The 18,743-nt window shown below is 58.0% G+C and carries 16 protein-coding genes; 2 read left to right on the top strand and 14 right to left on the bottom strand.

The genetic code is table 11. The annotated features are described in order from the left end of the window. Positions 1–13 precede the first annotated feature (13 nt). From rlmN to FDK21_RS08115, 4 genes are all read right to left on the bottom strand, one after another. Positions 14–1,354, bottom strand: coding sequence for a 23S rRNA (adenine(2503)-C(2))-methyltransferase RlmN (gene rlmN / locus FDK21_RS08130; protein ID WP_138148123.1), 1,341 nt, complete (start codon positions 1,352–1,354; stop codon positions 14–16). A 280-nt stretch (positions 1,355–1,634) separates the two neighbouring features. Further along, the gene (locus FDK21_RS08125) at positions 1,635–2,147 is read right to left on the bottom strand and encodes an invasion associated locus B family protein (RefSeq protein WP_114008311.1); all 513 of its coding nucleotides are present in this window, start codon (positions 2,145–2,147) and stop codon (positions 1,635–1,637) included. 237 nt (positions 2,148–2,384) lie between these two features. Continuing rightward, complete coding sequence (locus tag FDK21_RS08120) at positions 2,385–2,627, bottom strand: DUF2798 domain-containing protein (protein WP_114008312.1); 243 nt, start codon at positions 2,625–2,627, stop codon at positions 2,385–2,387. Between the two features lie 34 nt (positions 2,628–2,661). After that, the gene (locus tag FDK21_RS08115; protein ID WP_114008313.1) at positions 2,662–3,204 is read right to left on the bottom strand and encodes an RNA methyltransferase; all 543 of its coding nucleotides are present in this window, start codon (positions 3,202–3,204) and stop codon (positions 2,662–2,664) included. Between the two features lie 299 nt (positions 3,205–3,503). Here FDK21_RS08115 and FDK21_RS08110 point away from each other — a divergent pair, with 299 nt between their 5' ends. Then, positions 3,504–4,478 carry an NADPH:quinone oxidoreductase family protein gene (locus tag FDK21_RS08110; protein WP_138148122.1) on the top strand — a complete coding sequence of 325 codons (975 nt, stop codon included), beginning with the start codon at positions 3,504–3,506 and terminating at the stop codon, positions 4,476–4,478. Between the two features lie 26 nt (positions 4,479–4,504). Here FDK21_RS08110 and FDK21_RS08105 read toward each other — a convergent pair whose 3' ends face one another. From FDK21_RS08105 to FDK21_RS08095, 3 genes are all read right to left on the bottom strand, one after another. Then, positions 4,505–4,891, bottom strand: a complete 387-nt coding sequence (locus FDK21_RS08105) for a YkvA family protein (RefSeq protein ID WP_114008641.1) — start codon at positions 4,889–4,891, stop codon at positions 4,505–4,507. A 134-nt stretch (positions 4,892–5,025) separates the two neighbouring features. Continuing rightward, the gene (sigJ, locus tag FDK21_RS08100) at positions 5,026–5,925 is read right to left on the bottom strand and encodes an RNA polymerase sigma factor SigJ (protein ID WP_138148121.1); all 900 of its coding nucleotides are present in this window, start codon (positions 5,923–5,925) and stop codon (positions 5,026–5,028) included. Positions 5,926–5,938: 13 nt separating this feature from the next. Further along, positions 5,939–6,367 (bottom strand): carboxymuconolactone decarboxylase family protein, encoded by a 429-nt coding sequence (locus FDK21_RS08095; RefSeq protein ID WP_114008316.1) that lies wholly within the window; start codon positions 6,365–6,367, stop codon positions 5,939–5,941. A gap of 228 nt (positions 6,368–6,595) precedes the next feature. Here FDK21_RS08095 and FDK21_RS08090 point away from each other — a divergent pair, with 228 nt between their 5' ends. Beyond that, positions 6,596–7,381: an SDR family NAD(P)-dependent oxidoreductase gene (locus FDK21_RS08090; RefSeq protein ID WP_138148120.1), complete on the top strand. Its 786-nt coding sequence runs from the start codon at positions 6,596–6,598 to the stop codon at positions 7,379–7,381. A gap of 165 nt (positions 7,382–7,546) precedes the next feature. Here FDK21_RS08090 and purH read toward each other — a convergent pair whose 3' ends face one another. From purH to FDK21_RS08055, 7 genes are all read right to left on the bottom strand, one after another. Then, positions 7,547–9,160 carry a bifunctional phosphoribosylaminoimidazolecarboxamide formyltransferase/IMP cyclohydrolase gene (purH, locus tag FDK21_RS08085; protein WP_138148119.1) on the bottom strand — a complete coding sequence of 538 codons (1,614 nt, stop codon included), beginning with the start codon at positions 9,158–9,160 and terminating at the stop codon, positions 7,547–7,549. Positions 9,161–9,306: 146 nt separating this feature from the next. Further along, positions 9,307–10,920: a heparinase II/III family protein gene (locus FDK21_RS08080; protein ID WP_210238710.1), complete on the bottom strand. Its 1,614-nt coding sequence runs from the start codon at positions 10,918–10,920 to the stop codon at positions 9,307–9,309. Between the two features lie 245 nt (positions 10,921–11,165). Continuing rightward, the gene (locus FDK21_RS08075; RefSeq protein WP_138148116.1) at positions 11,166–12,512 is read right to left on the bottom strand and encodes a transcription antitermination factor NusB; all 1,347 of its coding nucleotides are present in this window, start codon (positions 12,510–12,512) and stop codon (positions 11,166–11,168) included. 99 nt (positions 12,513–12,611) lie between these two features. Beyond that, positions 12,612–13,424 carry an exodeoxyribonuclease III gene (gene xth / locus FDK21_RS08070; protein ID WP_138148115.1) on the bottom strand — a complete coding sequence of 271 codons (813 nt, stop codon included), beginning with the start codon at positions 13,422–13,424 and terminating at the stop codon, positions 12,612–12,614. 177 nt (positions 13,425–13,601) lie between these two features. Then, the gene (locus FDK21_RS08065; protein ID WP_114008322.1) at positions 13,602–14,309 is read right to left on the bottom strand and encodes an outer-membrane lipoprotein carrier protein LolA; all 708 of its coding nucleotides are present in this window, start codon (positions 14,307–14,309) and stop codon (positions 13,602–13,604) included. A gap of 175 nt (positions 14,310–14,484) precedes the next feature. After that, entirely contained in the window at positions 14,485–17,292 is a 2,808-nt protein-coding gene (locus FDK21_RS08060) for a DNA translocase FtsK (RefSeq protein ID WP_138148114.1), read from the bottom strand. Between the two features lie 167 nt (positions 17,293–17,459). Beyond that, entirely contained in the window at positions 17,460–18,662 is a 1,203-nt protein-coding gene (locus FDK21_RS08055; RefSeq protein WP_138148112.1) for an aminotransferase class I/II-fold pyridoxal phosphate-dependent enzyme, read from the bottom strand. Positions 18,663–18,743: the final 81 nt, after the last annotated feature.

The following is an 18,743-nucleotide window of genomic DNA, read 5'->3' as shown; positions in this document are numbered from 1 at the left end:
GCCGCAAGGGCTTCTAGTCGTCCCCTTCCATATCGTCATCATGGCCGTCGCCTGCAAGATTGGCCAGCCGCATTCTTTCCAAAGCGGCCAATTCGGCTTCGAGCTTGTCCCGTTCCACCTTGCGCAGACGCTCGGTTTCCGATTTCAGCTGGCCACAGGCGGCGAAAATATCACGACCACGCGGCGTGCGAACCGGCGAGGCATAGCCTGCGCGGTTGATGAAATCGGCAAACTCCTCGATCTGTTCCCAGTCAGAGCATTCATATTGGGTGCCCGGCCATGGGTTGAACGGAATGAGGTTGATCTTGGCAGGAATGCCGCGCAGCATCTTGACCAGTTGGCGGGCGTCGTCAATGGAATCGTTGACCCCTTTGAGCATCACATATTCAAAGGTGATCCGTTTGGCATTGGAGACGCCGGGATAGGTGCGGCAGGCTTCAAGCAGCTCTTTGAGAGGCCATTTCTTGTTGATCGGAACCAGTTCGTCGCGCAGCTCATCGTTGGTGGCGTGCAGGGAAATGGCCAGCATGCAGCCCGCTTCCGCACCGATTCGCTCGATATTTGGCACATGGCCCGAGGTCGACAGGGTGACGCGGCGCTTGGAAATGGACAGGCCATCACCGTCGGACATGATCAGCATGGCCGTTTTGACATGGTCATAGTTGAAGAGCGGCTCACCCATGCCCATCATCACGACGTTGGAAACGAAGCGCCCCGCCTTTGGCACAATGGCTCCGGTTTCCGGCTCACGCTCGGGGAAGTCATTGAGCATTTCGCGCGCGACGCGCAGCTGGGCAACGATTTCTTCCGACGTCAGGTTGCGGACCAGCTTCTGGGTGCCGGTGTGGCAGAAGGTGCAGTTGAGTGTGCAGCCAACCTGAGAGGAAACACACAGGGTGCCGCGATTTTCATCCGGAATATAGACCGTTTCCACTTCCACTGGCTTGCCAGCGCCGCGCGGCGGGAAACGCAGCAGCCATTTGCGAGTGCCATCAACCGAAATCTGCTCGGCGACCAGTTCGGGATGGGTTACTGTGTAGACCAGAGCCATCTTGGAGCGCAGATCCTTGGAGATGTTGGTCATCTGATCGAACGAGGTCGCGCCGCGAATATAGATCCAGTGCCAGAGCTGGTTAACGCGCATGCGGATCTGTTTTTCCGCAACACCGATCCGGCGCATGGCTTCGCCCAGATCGTCGCGATCCATGCCGACAAGATTGAGCTTGTCCGGATCAAGGGCTGGCCAGCTATAACCGTGGCTGGTTTCAATAGCGACAGTTTCAGACGCGGCTGGATTGTCGGCAGCAGCGGGCGTGGCGGCGTCTGCCGCAAGGGATGCAGTATCCATGGTCATTGGCTGCAGCGTGTGGCTGCAGGCTCCTCTTTTCAAGGCCGATCGCCTCTGTGCGATCCTTGGAGGCCACCATTCCGGAACGACCCGCCCCGCGCGCGATTGCGTCTTAGATGGGAGCGGACCAGAACCTTGCCCTTTTGCCTTTCACCATTATGGCGGCTGGCCTGTCAGGGGGTGGCTCGTGAATATGAAGTGGGGTGTATAATGCAAAAAAGCGGCCTTGTCAGCCGCTTTTTTCCGTTCGTCTTTTCAAGGTGCGGGCCGAAGCTCGGCTGTTTGCCTATTTGCACTGATCAACCGCTGCGCGGCTGGCTGCCGTGACACCAGACAAGGAGTAGGTGTCAACGGTCAGAGTGCCACGGCGGGATGTGCCCCGCACGATCATCGAAGAGCCGCGGCGCATGGCGCCAACCAGACGGGCTTCTTCGGCTGCATTTTCCAACCATGCCCCATCACCAGAGGTGTAAAGGGTGAAGCGGTCAGAGCCGACTTCAATGGTGGTCTTGGAGCCTTCCTTGTAAGGATAGCCGGTGATCACGTTGACTTCTTCGCGGACACCTTCCCTCGGACGTGTGGTGATGAAGAAGTAAACCGGATCGCGGTTCACATTCTTGGGTTCCATGTCCTTGGGCTGGCTGACCGCAAAGCACATCTTACCGCGCTGCGGATCATTGAAGACATATGTGCCCCAGTCCTTGAATTGCTCTACACGCGTCGCTGCGCCCTGCGCAAAAGCTGCAGTGGCGGAAAGTGCGAAAAGGGTGGCTGCACCGAGGATTTTTACGCTTTTCATCTCTACCTGTCGCCGTTCGACTGGATTCCATCAGGAGCACGTGGCTCCAGTTCATTCATTCAACATTTACCAAGATCGGGGTTACCAAACCGTGAAGCCAAAGAAAAAATTGCTGTCTTTCTTCGGATTTTACGGTTTCCGCGTCAAACGGCCCTGATTTTGAAAATTTCCAAGCAGAATTGAAGCCAATTAAGGCAGGAGAAGGGCAAGGCAGGCTTGCGGCGGGAAGTTTGCCCATCAGCTTGTGGGTTGGTCCGGTTTGACCACCAAAAAGGCCACCAGACGGCGGGCAATTGGCGCCACGACAAGCACGCAGGGAAAGGCCACTGCCCAAGCAGAAAGCCATGAGCCGATCCATTCGCCCATGAAGCCATCCATCAGGCCCAAAGCGCGATAGGTGGCGATGCCAGAGACGATGAAGGACATCAGGCCGGAGAGAAACAGGCCAAAGAGTATGTGGGCAAAGCGGGCAGGGATCATGCAGACAGTGTCCTTTTCGAGACGAATTTGGGTGTTAGCCTTTAAGAGCGTCTGGCACGCCCGAGCGGAATTTGGGTTTGCCATGCTGATGGGTTCTGAGCTCCGCCGGGCCACCAACGCGCACCGGACGATCCGTGAAACCACCCATCGACTGGACCCGGTCATACATGATGATCGCGCCAGCGGTGGCGACATTGAGACAGAAAAGGGTCGGGATCTTGATGATGAATTCGCAGCGTTCCTGCATCGCGGCGGTCAGGTTGCCCCGTTCTGGTCCAAGGATATAGGCCGCCTTGGTCGGGTGGCGGAATGATGGCAAATCCACCGCATCGTCGGTCAGCTCAACACCGACCAAACGGCAGTCTTTGGGCAACTGCATGCTTTCTGCATTGTCCCATGGATAATAGGGGATATGATCAGAGGAGCGGGAGGTGTCGGTGCCGGGCCGATTGAAAGTGCGTTCTGCTGCGACCGTGAAAAAGAAACTGGCACCAAAAGCATGGGCCGTGCGCACCAGATTGCCGAAATTGCCCTCCTTGGACAAACCTTCCACGCCGATGGCGAAATAACCCCGCATGTGTTTCTCTCGTCCCTTTTGCCCTGTCTGCCCTTTTTTGCGGGCAGTTGATGTTTGAAAGTCGCGCTTTTCTAGCCTCAAAGATGCAAAAATGGAAGGCTGGCAGTGTAAAAGCCCGATCGGTGTCATGCGCGGCCATGCTTTTCCTTTGCGGCACACACTTCGACTTTCAGGGCAAGGGGCGGGTTTGATCTTTTGGACGCTGCCCCGGCATGCTAGCTCTAGAGCACTGGAAGGCCGCCGTGGACCCTATGTGATCGGCGGGCCTTGAAGGACATTGCCTGTTGAGGGAGGAAAGCATGCGCGCGGTGCTGTGTGAGGCGTTCGGGGCGGCCGAAAATCTGGTTCTCAAAGAGATCGACAAGCCCGTGGCCGAAGAGGGGCAGGTGTTGATCCGGGTCCGGGCGGCGGCGCTCAATTTTTTCGACACGCTGATCATTCGCAACAAATATCAATATACGCCCGATTTGCCCTTCTCGCCCGCAGGCGAGATTTCCGGTGAGATCGAAGCGGTCGGTGCGGGTGTGGATCCGGCCCGCATCGGCGAGCGGGTCCTTGCCTATATCCGCTGGGGCGGGGCGCGGGAGTATGTGGTGGTCAATGCGGAGGAAGCCATCCTGATGCCCGAGGCTATGGAGTTTGAGCAATCCGCCGGGCTGATGATCACCTATGGCACGACCATCTATGCGCTGAAAAGCCGGGCGAAGCTGCAGCCGGGGGAGACCCTTGCGGTGCTTGGGGCGGCTGGCGGGGTCGGGCTTGCGGCGGTGGAGATCGGCAAGCTGATGGGCGCGCGGGTGATCGCCTGTGCCTCGTCCGATGAAAAGCTTGATCTGTGCGAGGTCCATGGCGCTGATTTGCGGGTCAATTACAAGCTTGGTGATTTGAAACTGGCGCTGAAGGGCCTGACCAAAGGGCACGGGGTCGATGTGGTTTATGATCCGGTCGGCGGGGATCTGGCGGAAGCGGCGCTCAGGGCAACCGGCTGGTATGGGCGTTTTCTGGTGATCGGCTTTGCCTCCGGCACGATCCCGAAAATGCCGCTCAATTTGGTGATGCTAAAAAGCGTTGATCTGCTCGGCGTCTTCTGGGGCGAGGCAATCGTCCGCAACCCCGAAGAGCATGCACAGAATATGGCCTTGATCATGCAATGGGTGAGTGAGGGCAAGCTGAAGCCGCATTTGCACCAGAGCTATCCATTAGAAGACACCGCCAAGGCCATTGCCGCCATTCAAAATAGGGAAGTGAAGGGCAAAGTGGTGATTACCCTTTAAAGCTGCCCTGCATTCGATGAGCCCAATTATCGCTCGACATGAATGTCATGCTCGGACAGGGCCTGCTTGGCCCGCAGGCGGTGGGTGTCGGTGATGTTGTTGTGCACGGTTTTGAGCACATAAGTCAGCAGGGCGACATCATCGGCAAAGCCAATGCCGACGATGAAATCGGGCACGACATCGAGCGGTAGGACGAAATAGGCCAGCGCCCCAATTAGGGTCAGGCGCACCTTGAAGGGAGTGTTGCGGTCAAAGGCGCAATAGTAACCCGCGACAATTTCCTCGATGATCGGGAGCTGCTTGGCGGCCTTGGCGATGACGGACCAGAATTGTTTGCGGACCTCGGATGCCTTGCGGGCGGTCTTGGCGTCGCGATGGCCCTTTTCATCCTCAGCCGCCTGTTCGGGTGGCAAAAGCTCCAGTTCATCCTCGGTATAATGGCGATGGCTCACGCAGGGTCCCCTCTGACTTGTTTCCTTTCAGATATGGGGGGCATTGGTTCCTTGCGCAAGTCAGGCACCAGTCAGGCCACCAGTCAGGCCACCAGTCATGTTAGGGGCACCGTGCGATCAAGACGCGCCAGTTTGTCGGGATTGCGAATGATGAAGATACCTTCCACCTGCCGGTTGGAATCAAAGGCAAAAGTGATGGCTGAATCGAGCTTTCCATCGATGTGAAGGGTCAGACCCGGTTGGCCGTTCAACTCGATATCCGCAAGGATGCCATTGCTTTCCTGCCAAATGGGCAGCAGCACCTTGTCAAAGAATTTGCCGACTGCCTTGGCCCCGAAGACCGGTTTGCTGATGGATGTGGCCTTGCCACCCGCATCGGCATAAAGAGACACATCGGCAGCAAGCAGGGAGCGAAGACCGTCCAAATTGCCGTCCGTTATGGCCTGATGGAAGGCCGAGACCAGCTGTTTTTGTTGTTGAGGTGGGGGGGCTTTATGGTCGCGCTCTAGTGTGAGACGTTTGCGCGCCCGGCTGACAAGCTGGCGACAGGTGGTGGCCTCGATGGCGAGCAGATCGGCAATGTCCTGATAGTCGGTCTGGAACACATCGCGCAGCAAATAGGCGGCCCGTTCCTTCGGAGTGAGTTTCTCCAAAACCAGTAGAAAGGCAGTTGTCAGGCTTTCAGACAGCAGGATCTGATGTTCCGCACTTTCTTCCTGATCGGTCCGGACCGGTTCTGGCAGCCATTCGCCGGGATAGGTTTCCCGTTGCCTTTTGCGCGCTCTTAACCGATCGATCGCCTTGCGGCTGCAGGCAAGGGCCAACCAGTTTTCCGGCTTTTGGATGGTATCATCAGCGGCTTTGGTTAACCAGGTTTCATAGACATCCTGAACCACATCCTCGGCATCGTGATGCGAGCCGAGAATGCGATAGGCCAGACCCATTAACATGGGTCTGGTTCTCGTGAAAATCTGATCGTTGGATCTGTTGGTCATGGAACCGTGTCTATCAATGATTGGCGATCTGAATGCGGTTCCACAGATTGATCATGGCAATCTTGGCTGTCAAATAGGCAATCGCCTGGTCGTCAAAATGCTCGCGCAGCGCACCGCGCAGGGGTGAGAGATCCACATCGGGGTGTGGGTTTGTCAAAGCTTCCGTATAGGCAAAGACCGCCTTTTCCGCCGGGCTGAAGTCTGAAACATGACGCCAGACAATCAGGCGGTCAAGACGCTCCTGGCTTTCTCCGTCGGCCAAGGCTTCCCTGACATGCATCTGAACGCAATAGGCGCATTGATTGATCTGGGAGGCACGCAGGGCCACCAGATGGTTGAGCTTCCGGTTGGCGTGGTTGCCCAGCTCGGTCTCAATGGCGACCAGATGGGGCACAAGTGTTTCTGCTTCGGAGTAGAAATTGACGGGGTTGGTTTGACTCATTGTCCGTATCCTCGTTTTTGATCGTGATACCAACATGACGTTCGCGGGGGCAGATTTGTGACACGGCTCGCACGATTTATTGCAGATTTTTGGTTTTATTGTCTTGGTGCTTCTGAGTGATATTTACATATCATATTGTAATTATTTATCTTATTTTATGCATTTGACGTCTACGTAAAAGTTGGTAATGTCCTTTCAAAAAGCCAAGCAGGAGGAGAGGACAGCAAAATGAAAATTACAAAAGGGATGGCGGCAATCGTCACTGGCGGCGCGTCGGGACTGGGGGAAGCAACCGCTCGGGCTCTGGCCGCTCAGGGGGCAAGAGTGGCCTTGTTCGACATGAATGGCGAGCGTGGAGAGAAGGTGGCTGCAGCCATTGGTGGTCTCTTCTGTCTGGTGGATGTGACCAATGAAGCAAGCGTGGATGCCGGTCTTGCCGCCGCCCGCGCCGCCCATGGACAAGAACGGGTGCTGGTCAATTGCGCGGGCATCGTGGCGGGCAAGAAAACGGTTGGCAAGGATCGCGAGACCGGTCTTTTCAAGTCTCATGACCTGTCGCTCTTTTCCAAGGTCATTCAGGTCAATCTGGTTGGCAGCTTTCACATGATCACCAAATGCGCCACCGGCATGGCGGGCGAAGCGGCGATGGATGACAATGGCGGTCGAGGGGTGGTGGTCAACACCGCTTCGATTGCGGCGACCGACGGGCAGATGGGGCAAGCGGCCTATTCGGCTTCGAAGGGCGGGATCATGGGGTTCACCTTGCCGGTGGCCCGCGATCTGGCACAGCTCGGCATCCGGGTTTGCACCATTATGCCGGGCCTGTTCCATACGCCGATGTTTGATAGTTTACCGCCGGATGTGGTGGAGTCGCTGGGTGCCAAGACGCCGTTCCCGGCGCGGCTGGGCAAGGGCGCGGAATATGCCAAGCTGGCGTTGCATATCATCGACAATGACATGTTGAATGGCGAAAGCATCCGCCTTGATGGCGCGATCCGGCTGGAGCCGCGCTAGATATTTGCGTAGGAAATCTGGCATGTAAAAACCCGGCCTCCTTGGGACGCCGGGTTTTGATTTGTCTTATTGTCTTCAGGCTTTCGGTGTTTGCAATGCAAACACCTGTCGCTGAGCGTGCTGTGCTTGACGCGGCATGGCTATGCGTTTGGCTTTGCCAAACGCTTAGTGTCGGAAGTGGCGCATGCCGGTCATGACCATGGCGAGGCCGGCTTCATCCGCCGCATCGATGACGTCCTGATCACGCATGGAACCGCCAGGCTGGATGACCGCCGTGGCACCCGCAGCAGCGGCAGCCAACAGACCATCGGCAAAGGGGAAGAAGGCGTCAGAGGCGACGACGCAGCCTTTGGTCAGCGGCTCGGCCATGCCTGCGGCTTCGGCAGCATCTTCGGCCTTGCGGGCGGCGATGCGGGCGGAATCGACCCGGCTCATCTGGCCTGCGCCAACACCAACGGTGGCCCCATCCTTGACATAGACGATGGCGTTTGACTTCACATGCTTGCAGACGCGGAAGGCGAATTTCAGGTCGGCCAGTTCCTGCTCGGATGGCTGACGCTTGGTGACGATCTTCAGATCGAGATCATCAACATTGCCATTGTCGCGGGACTGAACCAGCAGGCCACCGGAGACGGACTTGACGGTGGTGCCTTCCTCGCGTGGATCAGCGATGCCGCCGGTCAGCAGCAGGCGGAGATTTTTCTTGGTTGCGATCAGCGCTTTCGCCGCGTCGGTGGCGTCTGGTGCGATGATCACTTCGGTGAAGATCTTGATGATTTCGGCGGCGGATTCTTCATCAAGGGTCTGGTTGAGGGCGACGATGCCGCCAAAGGCCGAAACCGGATCGCAGGCCAGTGCCTTCTCGTAGGCCTCTTTCAGGCTGGTGCCAGTGGCCACGCCGCAAGGATTGGCATGCTTGATGATGGCAACGGCAGAGGACACCGCCGGATCAAACTCACTGACCAGCTCAAAGGCTGCGTCGGTGTCATTGATGTTGTTGTAGGAGAGCTGTTTGCCCTGCAGCTGGGTTGCGGTGGCCACACCCGGACGGGTCGAGGCGGTTTTGTAGAAGCCTGCCTCTTGATGCGGATTTTCGCCATAGCGCATCACTTCGGCCAGCTCGCCACCAAAGGCGCGGTAGGTTGGGGCTTCGATCGCCAATTCTTGCGCAAACCAGCCAGAGATCGCGGCATCATAAGCAGCGGTGCGCGAGAAGGCCTTGGCAGCAAAGCGCTTGCGGGCTTCATAAGGCATGCCGCCATGCTCATTGATCAGCGCGAGCAGTTCGGCATAGTCGCTTGGGTCAACCAGGGTGGTGACGAAAGCATGGTTTTTGGCAGAGGCGCGGATCATGGCCGGACCGCCAATGTCGATATTTTCGACGGTGGTCGCATAGTCGGCGCCTTTTTTGATGGTCTCTTCGAACGGATAGAGATTGACCACCACAAGGTCGATTTCCGGGATGTTATGCTCTTTCATCGCAGCCGCATGGGCTTCAACGGTGCGGGCACCGAGCAGGCCGCCATGGACGCGGGGATGCAGGGTCTTGACGCGGCCATCCATGATTTCCGGGAAATCGGTGATTTCGGAAATGTCCTTCACCGGGATGCCTGCCTCTGCGATTGCGCCTCTGGTGCCGCCGGTGGAGATCAGCTCAACGCCTTTGTCGGCCAGAGCCTTGGCGAGGTCGATGATTCCGGTCTTGTCGGAAACGGAGAGCAAAGCGCGCTTGACGGAAGTGATTTCCGGCGCGGTAACAGAAAGAGGAGCTACGGACATCGGTTTGCCTGCTTGAAATGTTGATCAAAGGGGAGTGGCTCAGGCGATATCACGTTTTCGCAAATAGGAAAACCATTCATTTTGCACATAAAGGCAACATGTTGTTGCCTTTTCAAGATCAATCAGTGCGTTCTGAGGCTGCCCAATCAGGCATTGGTGACATGGGCAAAATGCCAGCGAATGGTCGAAACGTGGCTGGCAAAGCCATACAGCGCCAGCTGTTTGCTGGGGCGGATGCCGTGGATGTCAGACAGGAACACGCTATCCTCGATGGTGATGTCGACATCCTTGGCTGAAAATTGCCAGATTTCACCATTCAACAATCCCAGATAGACAATATTCTCGACCGAGTCCCGTTCCATTTGAACGGTGGGATGCAGGTGGAAGCGGATGGCATAACCGTCGCGGCCCTTGTTGATGCCTTTGCCGACGGCTTCCAGATCATCCTGCCCGTCGATCTTGCGGCCATTGACCGAGAGCCAAATCTGACGGCGGTGCCGGATGCCGTAGTCGGGACCATAGGCATCGTGGCTGGCCTTGATGGTTTCAAGGCCCTGCTCCAATGTGCGTTCGGACTGGACATTGATATCCCGACAAAGCAGCGGGCGACCATCCAGATCAAACGGGCGTGGTGAGATTGGGCAGGTGGACTTGTCCTGCACCGTCAGAGTGGAATGGGCCGCTGTGGATCGGGCCAGTTCACGCCATCCGGCCTGACGGCAAGAGGGGGCACCACAATTGATGACCATCGGAGCGACCCCGGAGCTCAGTTCGAATGACAGGGTGCCAGCATGGGCTTGAATGGATTGTTCGATTGGCGGGAAGCTGCCCGTATCCATCAACAACACACTGTTGCCTGCCTCGATTCGTTGATAGCCGGAGAAGGAGGCATCCGACACGGGTGTGCCGCGTGTGTCGTCATAGGCCATGATGGTGGCGATCTGGTCCGCCGGGGTTGCGCCTGCTCCATTGAAATGGGCAAAGCTGCCGTTGGGATGGCGGAAGAAGCGCAGCATCGGCATCATCCGCTCGATGGACCGGTTGAGGCCTTCGGGCAGTTCCAACTCGCGCGACAGGAAGGTCTGGCGCAGGGGCAGCAGATCAAGCAGCGTGGACACGATGACCATCGGATTGCGTGAGACATGGCCGCCGTCTGGCAGGATCTGCGAGTCCAGTTCGGCGACGAGACGCTTCGAGGTCGAGCGGACATAGCGCTCTTTGCCGGAAAAACACAGCCAGCCAGCCAGTTCGGCCATCAACACGGTGAGACGGTCTGGCGTGTAAGGCATCGCCCCCGAGGAAGCCCGCAAGAAGCGGACCTGCAGGTAGAGGGCCCGCAGGAAGCGACGATAGAAATCGTGGTCGGCTTCTTGCAAGATCAATGGGGAATTGTTGAGCCAGGCAAAAACGCGTTCGGCCACAACGGGCAGGCTCCAGGCCTCGGCATCAAGCCTGGCACTATGGGTGATCCAGTCGTCAACAAGGCTCTGGGCCTTGGCCCGGGTCAGACTGGCATTGGAGACCTTGAGATGGCGCAACCAGCGAAAAGCATGCAGTTCGCGCACCCACTCCCGGCTTGGTGGCATGATCAGGAACGGGGACCGCCCTTCGCAATTTTCCACTTGTCCGGCAAAGACATAGAGGCCTGCATAAATGTCTTCAGCAACAATCGGGTCTGCGGTGCGCAGATCCTGAGGTGCAATCAGCAAACGCTCGGGACAGCCGGGGACATAGCGGGCATGACAATTGGGTCGGCGCACGCCCATCTTCTTGACGCGGCGGGTCAAGTCAGAGATTTGCAGTCGCGAATTTTGCCAAGTATTTGACACGCGGGTCTTTTCCGTCATGAGTGTGAGCTGGATGCAGCCAAGCTATAGGGCAATGCCAAGCCCGGTTCCGATTGCGCGCTGGAACCCGGTCTTGGTAAGCAATTGGTTAGGATTTTATCAAGAAAGAGTTAACAAGCTCTATCTGTTGGGTAAAATCAACATCGGGGAAGGTGGCGTCAATTTGTCATATGATTGCGGAACCGGATGGCGAAGAAGCCGTCCAGACCTCCCGTTTCTGCCCATTGATCTGGTCGGGTGCGCAGGGATCCGTCTTCGAGAAGGAACGGATCGGCACCCTCGACTTCCCCAGCTGTGATCGGTTCAATGCCGAAATCTGGATTGTTCATCAGGAAATCAGCGACCAGTTCCGGTCCTTCCTCGGGCTGCAGTGAGCAGGTGCAGAAGACCAGCAAGCCGCCGGGGCTTGTCAGCGCCGCTGCGTGGTCGAGCATCTTTGCCTGCAGAGACGCGAAGTGCGTGATATCTTCCGGGCTTCGCTGATGGAGCAATTCCGGGTGACGGCGCACGGTGCCCGTTGCCGAGCAGGGGGCATCGAGCAGGACAAAGGGCCATTGCTCGTCGGTCTTGAGCTTCAGGACGTTGCGCTTGACCAGCTCAGCTTCAAGGCCGGTACGGTCCAGATTGTCCTTAACGCGTTCCAGACGATGGGCGGAGAGATCAACCGCCGTGACCTTGGCGTGTGAGGCTGCCAACTGCATGGTTTTGCCACCGGGAGCGGCGCAAAGATCAAGCACGGCCTGTCCCTTGATGTCGCCAAGCAATTTGGCGGGCAGGGTTGCTGCGGCATCCTGCACCCACCATGCGCCCTCTTCAAAGCCGGCCATCTCATCGACCCTGTCATGGGTCGCCAGACGCAGGCTGCCGGTTGGTGTCGGCTCTCCCCCCAGGGCCTCAGCCCAATGGCCCAAGCTGTCGGGCTCTTTCATGGACAGATCAAGCGGGGTGTGCGGTTGGTGGAAGACTGCCATCATCGCATTGACCGATGCCAGACCATAGGCGTTGACCCAGCTTTTATAGATCCAGTCAGGCAGATTGGCGCGGGCCGGGTCGATGGACGCCAGTTCCGCAGGGCCTTCCTTGCTGACCCGGCGCAAAACCGCATTGGTCAGGCCCTTGAAGCCTGCATATTTGCGCCATGTCTTATAGTGACTGACCGCACAATCCACCACCGCATGGGGTGGGGTTTCGAGAAACAGCAATTCTGCCACGCCAATGCGCAGGATATTGCGCAAGGGGCCGGATTTCTTCGGCATGCCCCGGTCCATGAAGCGGCTGAGCAAGGTGTCGATCTCACCCAGATGCTGCAACACAGTGGTGGCGATGCGTTTGGCAAAGGCGCGGTCGGAACCGGTGAGGCGGCGCAAGGGGCCGTCGCTCAATTCCTGCCGATAGGCATCATCAAGCAAAGCCTTGTCACTCAGCACCGCATGGATCAGGCGCAGAGCGCCTTCGCGGGCGCCCATGCCGCTTTTCTTCGAAGCATGATTGTGTGTGTCTGTCATGGCGGCGCCTTAGATCATATCCTGTGCCTTCATGCAAGACAAAGCGCACTGCATGAAACGCTGTCGGTGACACTTGTCCGGATTTGCCCCCGGAAAGGCCTAGAGGGGGGACACATCCAGCCGGGCGATGACGGGTGCATGGTCCGATGGTTTCTCCCACGAGCGGGCCGGATGATAGACCTCGACATGGTTGACTTTGTCGGCAATCGCATTCGTTGCCCAGATGTGATCGAGGCGGCGACCCTTGTTGGATTTCTGCCAGTTCGGGGAGCGATAACTCCACCAGCTGAACAGCTTGTGTTCAACGGGAATATGGTTGCGGACCACATCCTGCCACGGACCTGCGGTCTGAACGGCAGCCAGTGCATCAACCTCGACGGGCGTATGGCTGACGACCTTGATCAGCTGTTTGTGCGACCAAACGTCATTTTCGTGTGGGGCGATGTTGAGGTCCCCAACCAGAATGGAGGCGGCAGCGGTTTCCTCGCCAGTCAGCCATGCCTTCATTTCATCCAGAAAATTGAGCTTGTGCTGGAACTTGTCATTGATTGCCGGGTTCGGCTCATCCCCCCCTGCCGGGACATAAAAATTGTGAATCCGGATTGGCCCGGCATCGGTATCGATGGTGACTTCGATATGGCGGGCATCGCCTTTGCCGCAAAAGTCCCGCTGGGAGACGCTGGCAAAGGGCAGGCGCGAGAGGATGGCGACGCCGTGATAGCTTTTCTGGCCATTGATCGCGAGATGCTGATATCCGAGCTTCGTCAGGGCTGCACTGGGAAACTGGTCATTCATCACCTTGGTTTCCTGCAGGCAGAGCACATCGGGCGCACGGTCTGCGTCAAACTGCTCGACATGATGGAGGCGCGGGCGGATGGAATTGATGTTCCAGGAAGCAATGGTTACGGGCACGGGCGTCTCTTCTCGCTGTTGGGGAGGGGAGGCAGATCGGGTCTGGCGGGATCCGAGGCGACTCAATGGCATGTGTTGGCCATTTATAGCAGGGTCTGAAAACAAAAAAAGCACCGCTTGCAGATGGCGATGCTTTTTGGGCTAAACAACAGCATTGTGGCCGAGCGAGCGCTGGCCTCAATAGGAGTTCAGGTCGCGCTTGATCTCGAACAGGGACTGCTTGATCGGGCGGCCGGTCTCGACATTGAAGACCGTGACGGTGGTGTCATTGCCTTGCGGGTCGCGAATGGTCCACTGGCGCAACAGCGCACTTTCGCGTTCAAAGATCAGCGTCAAAACACCGTCTCCCAACAGGCTTTCCTGCTCAACCACCACACTGACGATGTCATCGGCGATGGAGGCCTGACGAACACGCTGATCATTGACCAGATCGAGACGCTCGGACAACAGGACCTTCAGCGGGGTCTTGCTGAGGGGATAGATATCCTGCGTTTTCAGCTTGCGATCCTCGATTGACAGGGCCGAGCCATCGGAAATGATGTCGGTGTAGGAAGGCTTGGAATAATAAAAGCGGATCTTGCCCGGGCGCTCGATGAAGAAATATCCTTGCAGCGTGTCGCCATTCGGTGCGGTCTGGATGAATTCGCCATTCATCGTTTTGGTCTTGTTGAACTGCTTGGAGATGGCTCCGAGCGCTGCCTTTTCATCATCGTTGAGCACCGCGGCTGCCTGCGAGTGAATGGTCATGGCAAGCAGCAGGGCGAGCATCAGGCCGAGCATCAGAAAGAGGCTGCCGACGAGCGCTATCACAGTGGTCCGGTTTGTCCGGGCCTGACTCTGAACGCGGGTCTGGCTTGTCCGGGGCATGCGATTATCTGGTTGCATCGGGCACTTCCTCTGATGTCTTGAACGGGTCTTTCTGGTCGCAATCGGGATTCTCAACGGATCAATCCCGCTGCATAGCCTAGAAATTCAATGCGGCAAAAGGACGACGGACAGTTTGACCATTCTGTGGCAAGGCCACCCTTGGGATCAGGGTCTGTTGGCGTCCTTCTCCCCTTTACATAGTGGCGCCTTCTTCGGGAACCAAGATCTCCCGTTTGCCTGCATGGTTGGCCGCTCCGATGACGCCTTCCTGTTCCATTTGCTCGATCAGGGTGGCGGCCCGGTTATAGCCGATTGACAGGCGGCGCTGGATGTAGCTGGTCGAGGCCTTGCGGTCGCGAATGACAATGTCGACTGCCTTGTCATAGAGGGTTTCGGCATCGCTTCCCCCGTCGGATCCGCCGCTGCTGCCGCCAGAGTCCGACTGGTCGGTTTCTGTGTCCTCGGTGACCGCTTCGAGATAATCCGGTGTGCCCTGCATCTTGAGGTGCCGGACAATATCCTCAACCTCTTCGTCGGACACGAACGGACCATGGACGCGCTGGATGCGTCCCCCGCCGGCCATATAGAGCATGTCGCCCATGCCGAGCAGCTGCTCGGCCCCCATTTCACCAAGGATCGTGCGGCTGTCGATCTTGGAGGTGACCTGGAAGGAAATGCGGGTCGGGAAGTTGGCCTTGATGGTGCCGGTGATGACATCGACAGAGGGGCGCTGGGTGGCCATGATCAAATGAATGCCTGCGGCACGGGCCATCTGGGCCAGACGCTGGATCGCCCCTTCAATATCCTTGCCTGCGACCATCATCAAATCGGCCATCTCGTCGACGACGATGACGATATAGGGCATCGGCTCTAGGTTGAGTGCTTCCTGCTCATAGATCGGATCGCCGGTTTCCGGGTCAAAGCCGGTCTGGATGGTGCGGGTGACTTCCTGTCCCTTGGAAAGGGAATCACGGACGCGCTTGTTGAAGCCGTCAATGTTGCGCACGCCCATCTTGGACATGTTCTTGTAGCGCTGTTCCATCTCGCGGACGGCCCATTTCAGCGCCACCACTGCCTTGGCCGGATCGGTGACGACCGGGGTCAAAAGGTGCGGAATGCCATCATAGATCGACAGTTCGAGCATTTTCGGGTCGATCATGATCAGGCGACATTCTTCCGGCCGATGCTTGAACAGCAGCGACATGATCGTGGTGTTGATCGAGACCGATTTACCCGAACCGGTGGTACCCGCTACCAGCACGTGGGGCATGCGGGCGAGATCAACGACCACCGGGTCGCCTGCAATATTCTTGCCCAGGCAGATCGGCAATTTGGCTTTCGAGCGTTCGAAATCCTTGGCGGCCAGCATTTCGCGCAAAAAGACGGTTTCGCGGCGGGCATTGGGCAGTTCGATGCCGATGGCGTTGCGACCCGGAATGACGGCAACGCGGGCGGAAATGGCGCTCATCGAGCGGGCAATGTCGTCGGCAAGGCCAATGACGCGGGAGGATTTAATGCCCGGTGCGGGTTCCAGTTCATAGAGGGTGACAACCGGACCCGGGCGCACCTTGATGATTTCGCCGCGAATGCCAAAGTCGGATAGGACGCCTTCGAGCAGGCGGGCATTATGCTCCAGCTGATCGGCGGTCAGTCCCGCATTGGGGCCGAGGCTTTCCGGTTCGGCAAGGAAGTCGAGGGTCGGGTGTTGATAATCATCCTTGCGCGTGAAGAGATTGCCCTGCACCGCCTTGACCATGCGCTTGCCGCTGCCAGTCTTGCCTTTGGCGGCAACCGGCTTGGCTTCGACGCCTTCATTGGTGGCGGCGCGGTGAGTGGCCTGCCCCTGATCACGGTCCAGCTCAGGTGTGGCGATGCCATGCGGTGCGCTGTGCGCTGCATTGTCGGGGTCATAAAGCTCTTCATCGTCCCATGGGGGTGGGGTGTCTCCCTGTTGCATGGGACGGCCATGAGTGGGGGCAAAGTCTGTTGGGCCGCCATAGCCAAGATCTGCAGAGCTTGGGCCCTGCATCGGGTGACCGGTCTGATAGGCTGGTGCTGGTGCCGCATCAAGACGGGGTTCAAGGCGGTTGGCCAGATCCCCAAGGCCATCATCCTCTTCGCCAAACAGACGGGCAAAGAGCGAAGGCTTGGCCGTTTTGGTTGCCTTGGCCTGATGGGCGTCCATTGTGCCTTTGGCGCGGCGTTTGTTGGCTTTGCGGGACAAATACCAGTGACCGATAGCGCCCAGCGGCACGGACAGGATCGATGGGCGTCTGGCGCCTGCACTCTTGGTGCGATCGAGGTCTCCTGCGTGGGGGGCATCGACATCCTCGATGTCGTCACCATCGTCCTCGGTCCAGTCGTCCTCTTCGTCATAGCTGTCCGCATCATAGACTTCAGCGTCGTCTGGTGCCGCTGTGACCGGACGCTGGGTGCGGCGGAACATCAGTGCCTTGAGTGACAGATTGGAAGCATTGAGCAACAGGGCAATGCCTAGAAGGGCTGCAACCAGTCCAATGGCGACGGCCGTTGGCCCCTGCATCAGACCGGTATTGATCTTGCCCAGAATGGTCAGGAAACTGTCGCCGATCATGCCGCCAAGGCTCAAGGGCAAGGGCCAGCCGGAGGGGGCAGGGATGGCGGAAAAGGCGATGGACAACATGCCCAGCCCGCCAAACCATGCCATGACCTTGTTGCGTGACAAACCCATCGGCTGCAAGCGAACCAGACGGACGAACCACAGTGCTGGCGGGATCAACAAAAAGGCCGTTGCCAAGCCGAAGGCCTGGATGAGAAGGTCTGAGAGGATTGCACCGCCCAGACCCATCACGTTGCGTGGGCTGTGTTCGGTGGCGTTGGAGAGCGAAGGGTCGCCGACATGCCAGGTGACGAGGCTGGCTGCGATGGCGACGAGCAGAATAAGGCCAAGCAAGCCCGTTGCCGCATAGGTGTTGCGGCGCAGGGCGTGGCGCAGGGCTCCGTCTTTTGCTCTTCGTTTCATGGCTCTGCCCTCACGAGGTGCGGCTCCATACTCATCGAATGTGGTCATGCTCGCTCTTGTTCCAGTTCAGCCGGCTGCTTTTTTACCGGTATGTTTCGCGGTCCCAGTCGCGTGTTGGTCTTTCCAGTCTTTTGGTCTTGTTGCCTTTGGCGTCTGTGCCCTGCCTCTCACCCAAGGAGGCAGTGCCTGAGACGGTGCATGGCGTCTTCGGTCTGATCGAGATCGGCTACGATGGCGATGCGCAGGAAACCGTCGCCGGGATTGATCCCGGATGCATCATTGCGGGCCAGAAAGGAACCCGGTACCACGCGCAGGCCTACCTCGCGCCAAAGCTTCTCCGTGATGCTGGCATCGTCGCCAAAGGCGGAGACATCAAGCCACAGGAAGAAACCGGCGGGAGGGATCTCATAGGTCAGATCATTGCCGAGAATGCGGCGCACCGCATCGAATTTGGCATTGTAGAGACGGCGGTTTTCCTCGACATGGGCCTCATCGCGGAAGGCGGCGGCGGCAGCAGCCTGCAAAGGCATAGGCACCTGCGGGGCGGCCATGTTGCGATATTTGGTCCATTGGGTCAGGAAGGCGCCATCGCCTGCGGCAAAACCGCAGCGCAAGCCAGCAAGGTTGGAGCGCTTGGACAGGGAATTGAAGGTGACAATGTTGGAATAGTCGCCTTCCGCTGCCTCCAGCACGCCCGCAGGCGGGGTGTCGCGATAGATCTCGGAATAGCATTCATCGGCCAGCACAAGGAAATTATGCTTGCGGCCAAGGGCGATCAACTTCTGCCAGATTTCCTTGCCTGCGACACTGCCCTGCGGGTTGGCGGGCGAGGCATAGAAGAAGGCAATTGTCCGGTCGAGTAGCTCGGTATCGAGGGCGAGAGCATCGAGATCGGGCAGATAATTGGAGTCCGGTGAACCATTGAGGAAGACCGGCTCGGCATCAATGGCGCGGGCTGCCGCAATATAGGTATGGAAGAAGGGATTGGGCAGCAGGATGGCCGGTTTATCAAGCGTCTTGCCGAAGTGATCTCGCGCCCAGTCGCGGGCGCCGACAATGGCGTGGAACAGGCCTTCGCGGCTGCCATTGAGTGGCAGCACATTCTTTTCGCTGAAGCCGGCTTCATCCAGTCCGTAGCGAGCTTTCAGCCAATCGCAGACACTGGCGCGGAAATCGTCGGTGCCCTGAATGGCCGGGTAACGGCGGAAGGCATCGGCATGGTCAGCAATCACCTCAGGGATAAAGGCCGGAAAGGCGTGCTGCGGCTCGCCGATGGTCAGATTGATCGGAGCATGGGTTGCTTCGTTGGACGGCGTGATGCCGTCCAGAATGTCAGCCAGTCTCTGGAAGGGGGAACGTTGGTCTTGCATGCGCTCAAAGGGCCTTTCCAAGCGTCTGATTGGGATCGATCCGTCTGTTCTTGCGGGCAATGCGTTGTCCGGGCAGTCCGG

The sequence above is a fragment of the Cohaesibacter sp. CAU 1516 genome, from assembly GCF_005771485.1.
Taxonomy (GTDB): Bacteria; Pseudomonadota; Alphaproteobacteria; order Rhizobiales; family Cohaesibacteraceae; genus Cohaesibacter; species Cohaesibacter intestini.
Note: the sequence above shows the minus strand (reverse complement) of the source record. Positions and strands in the feature narration are given on the sequence as shown.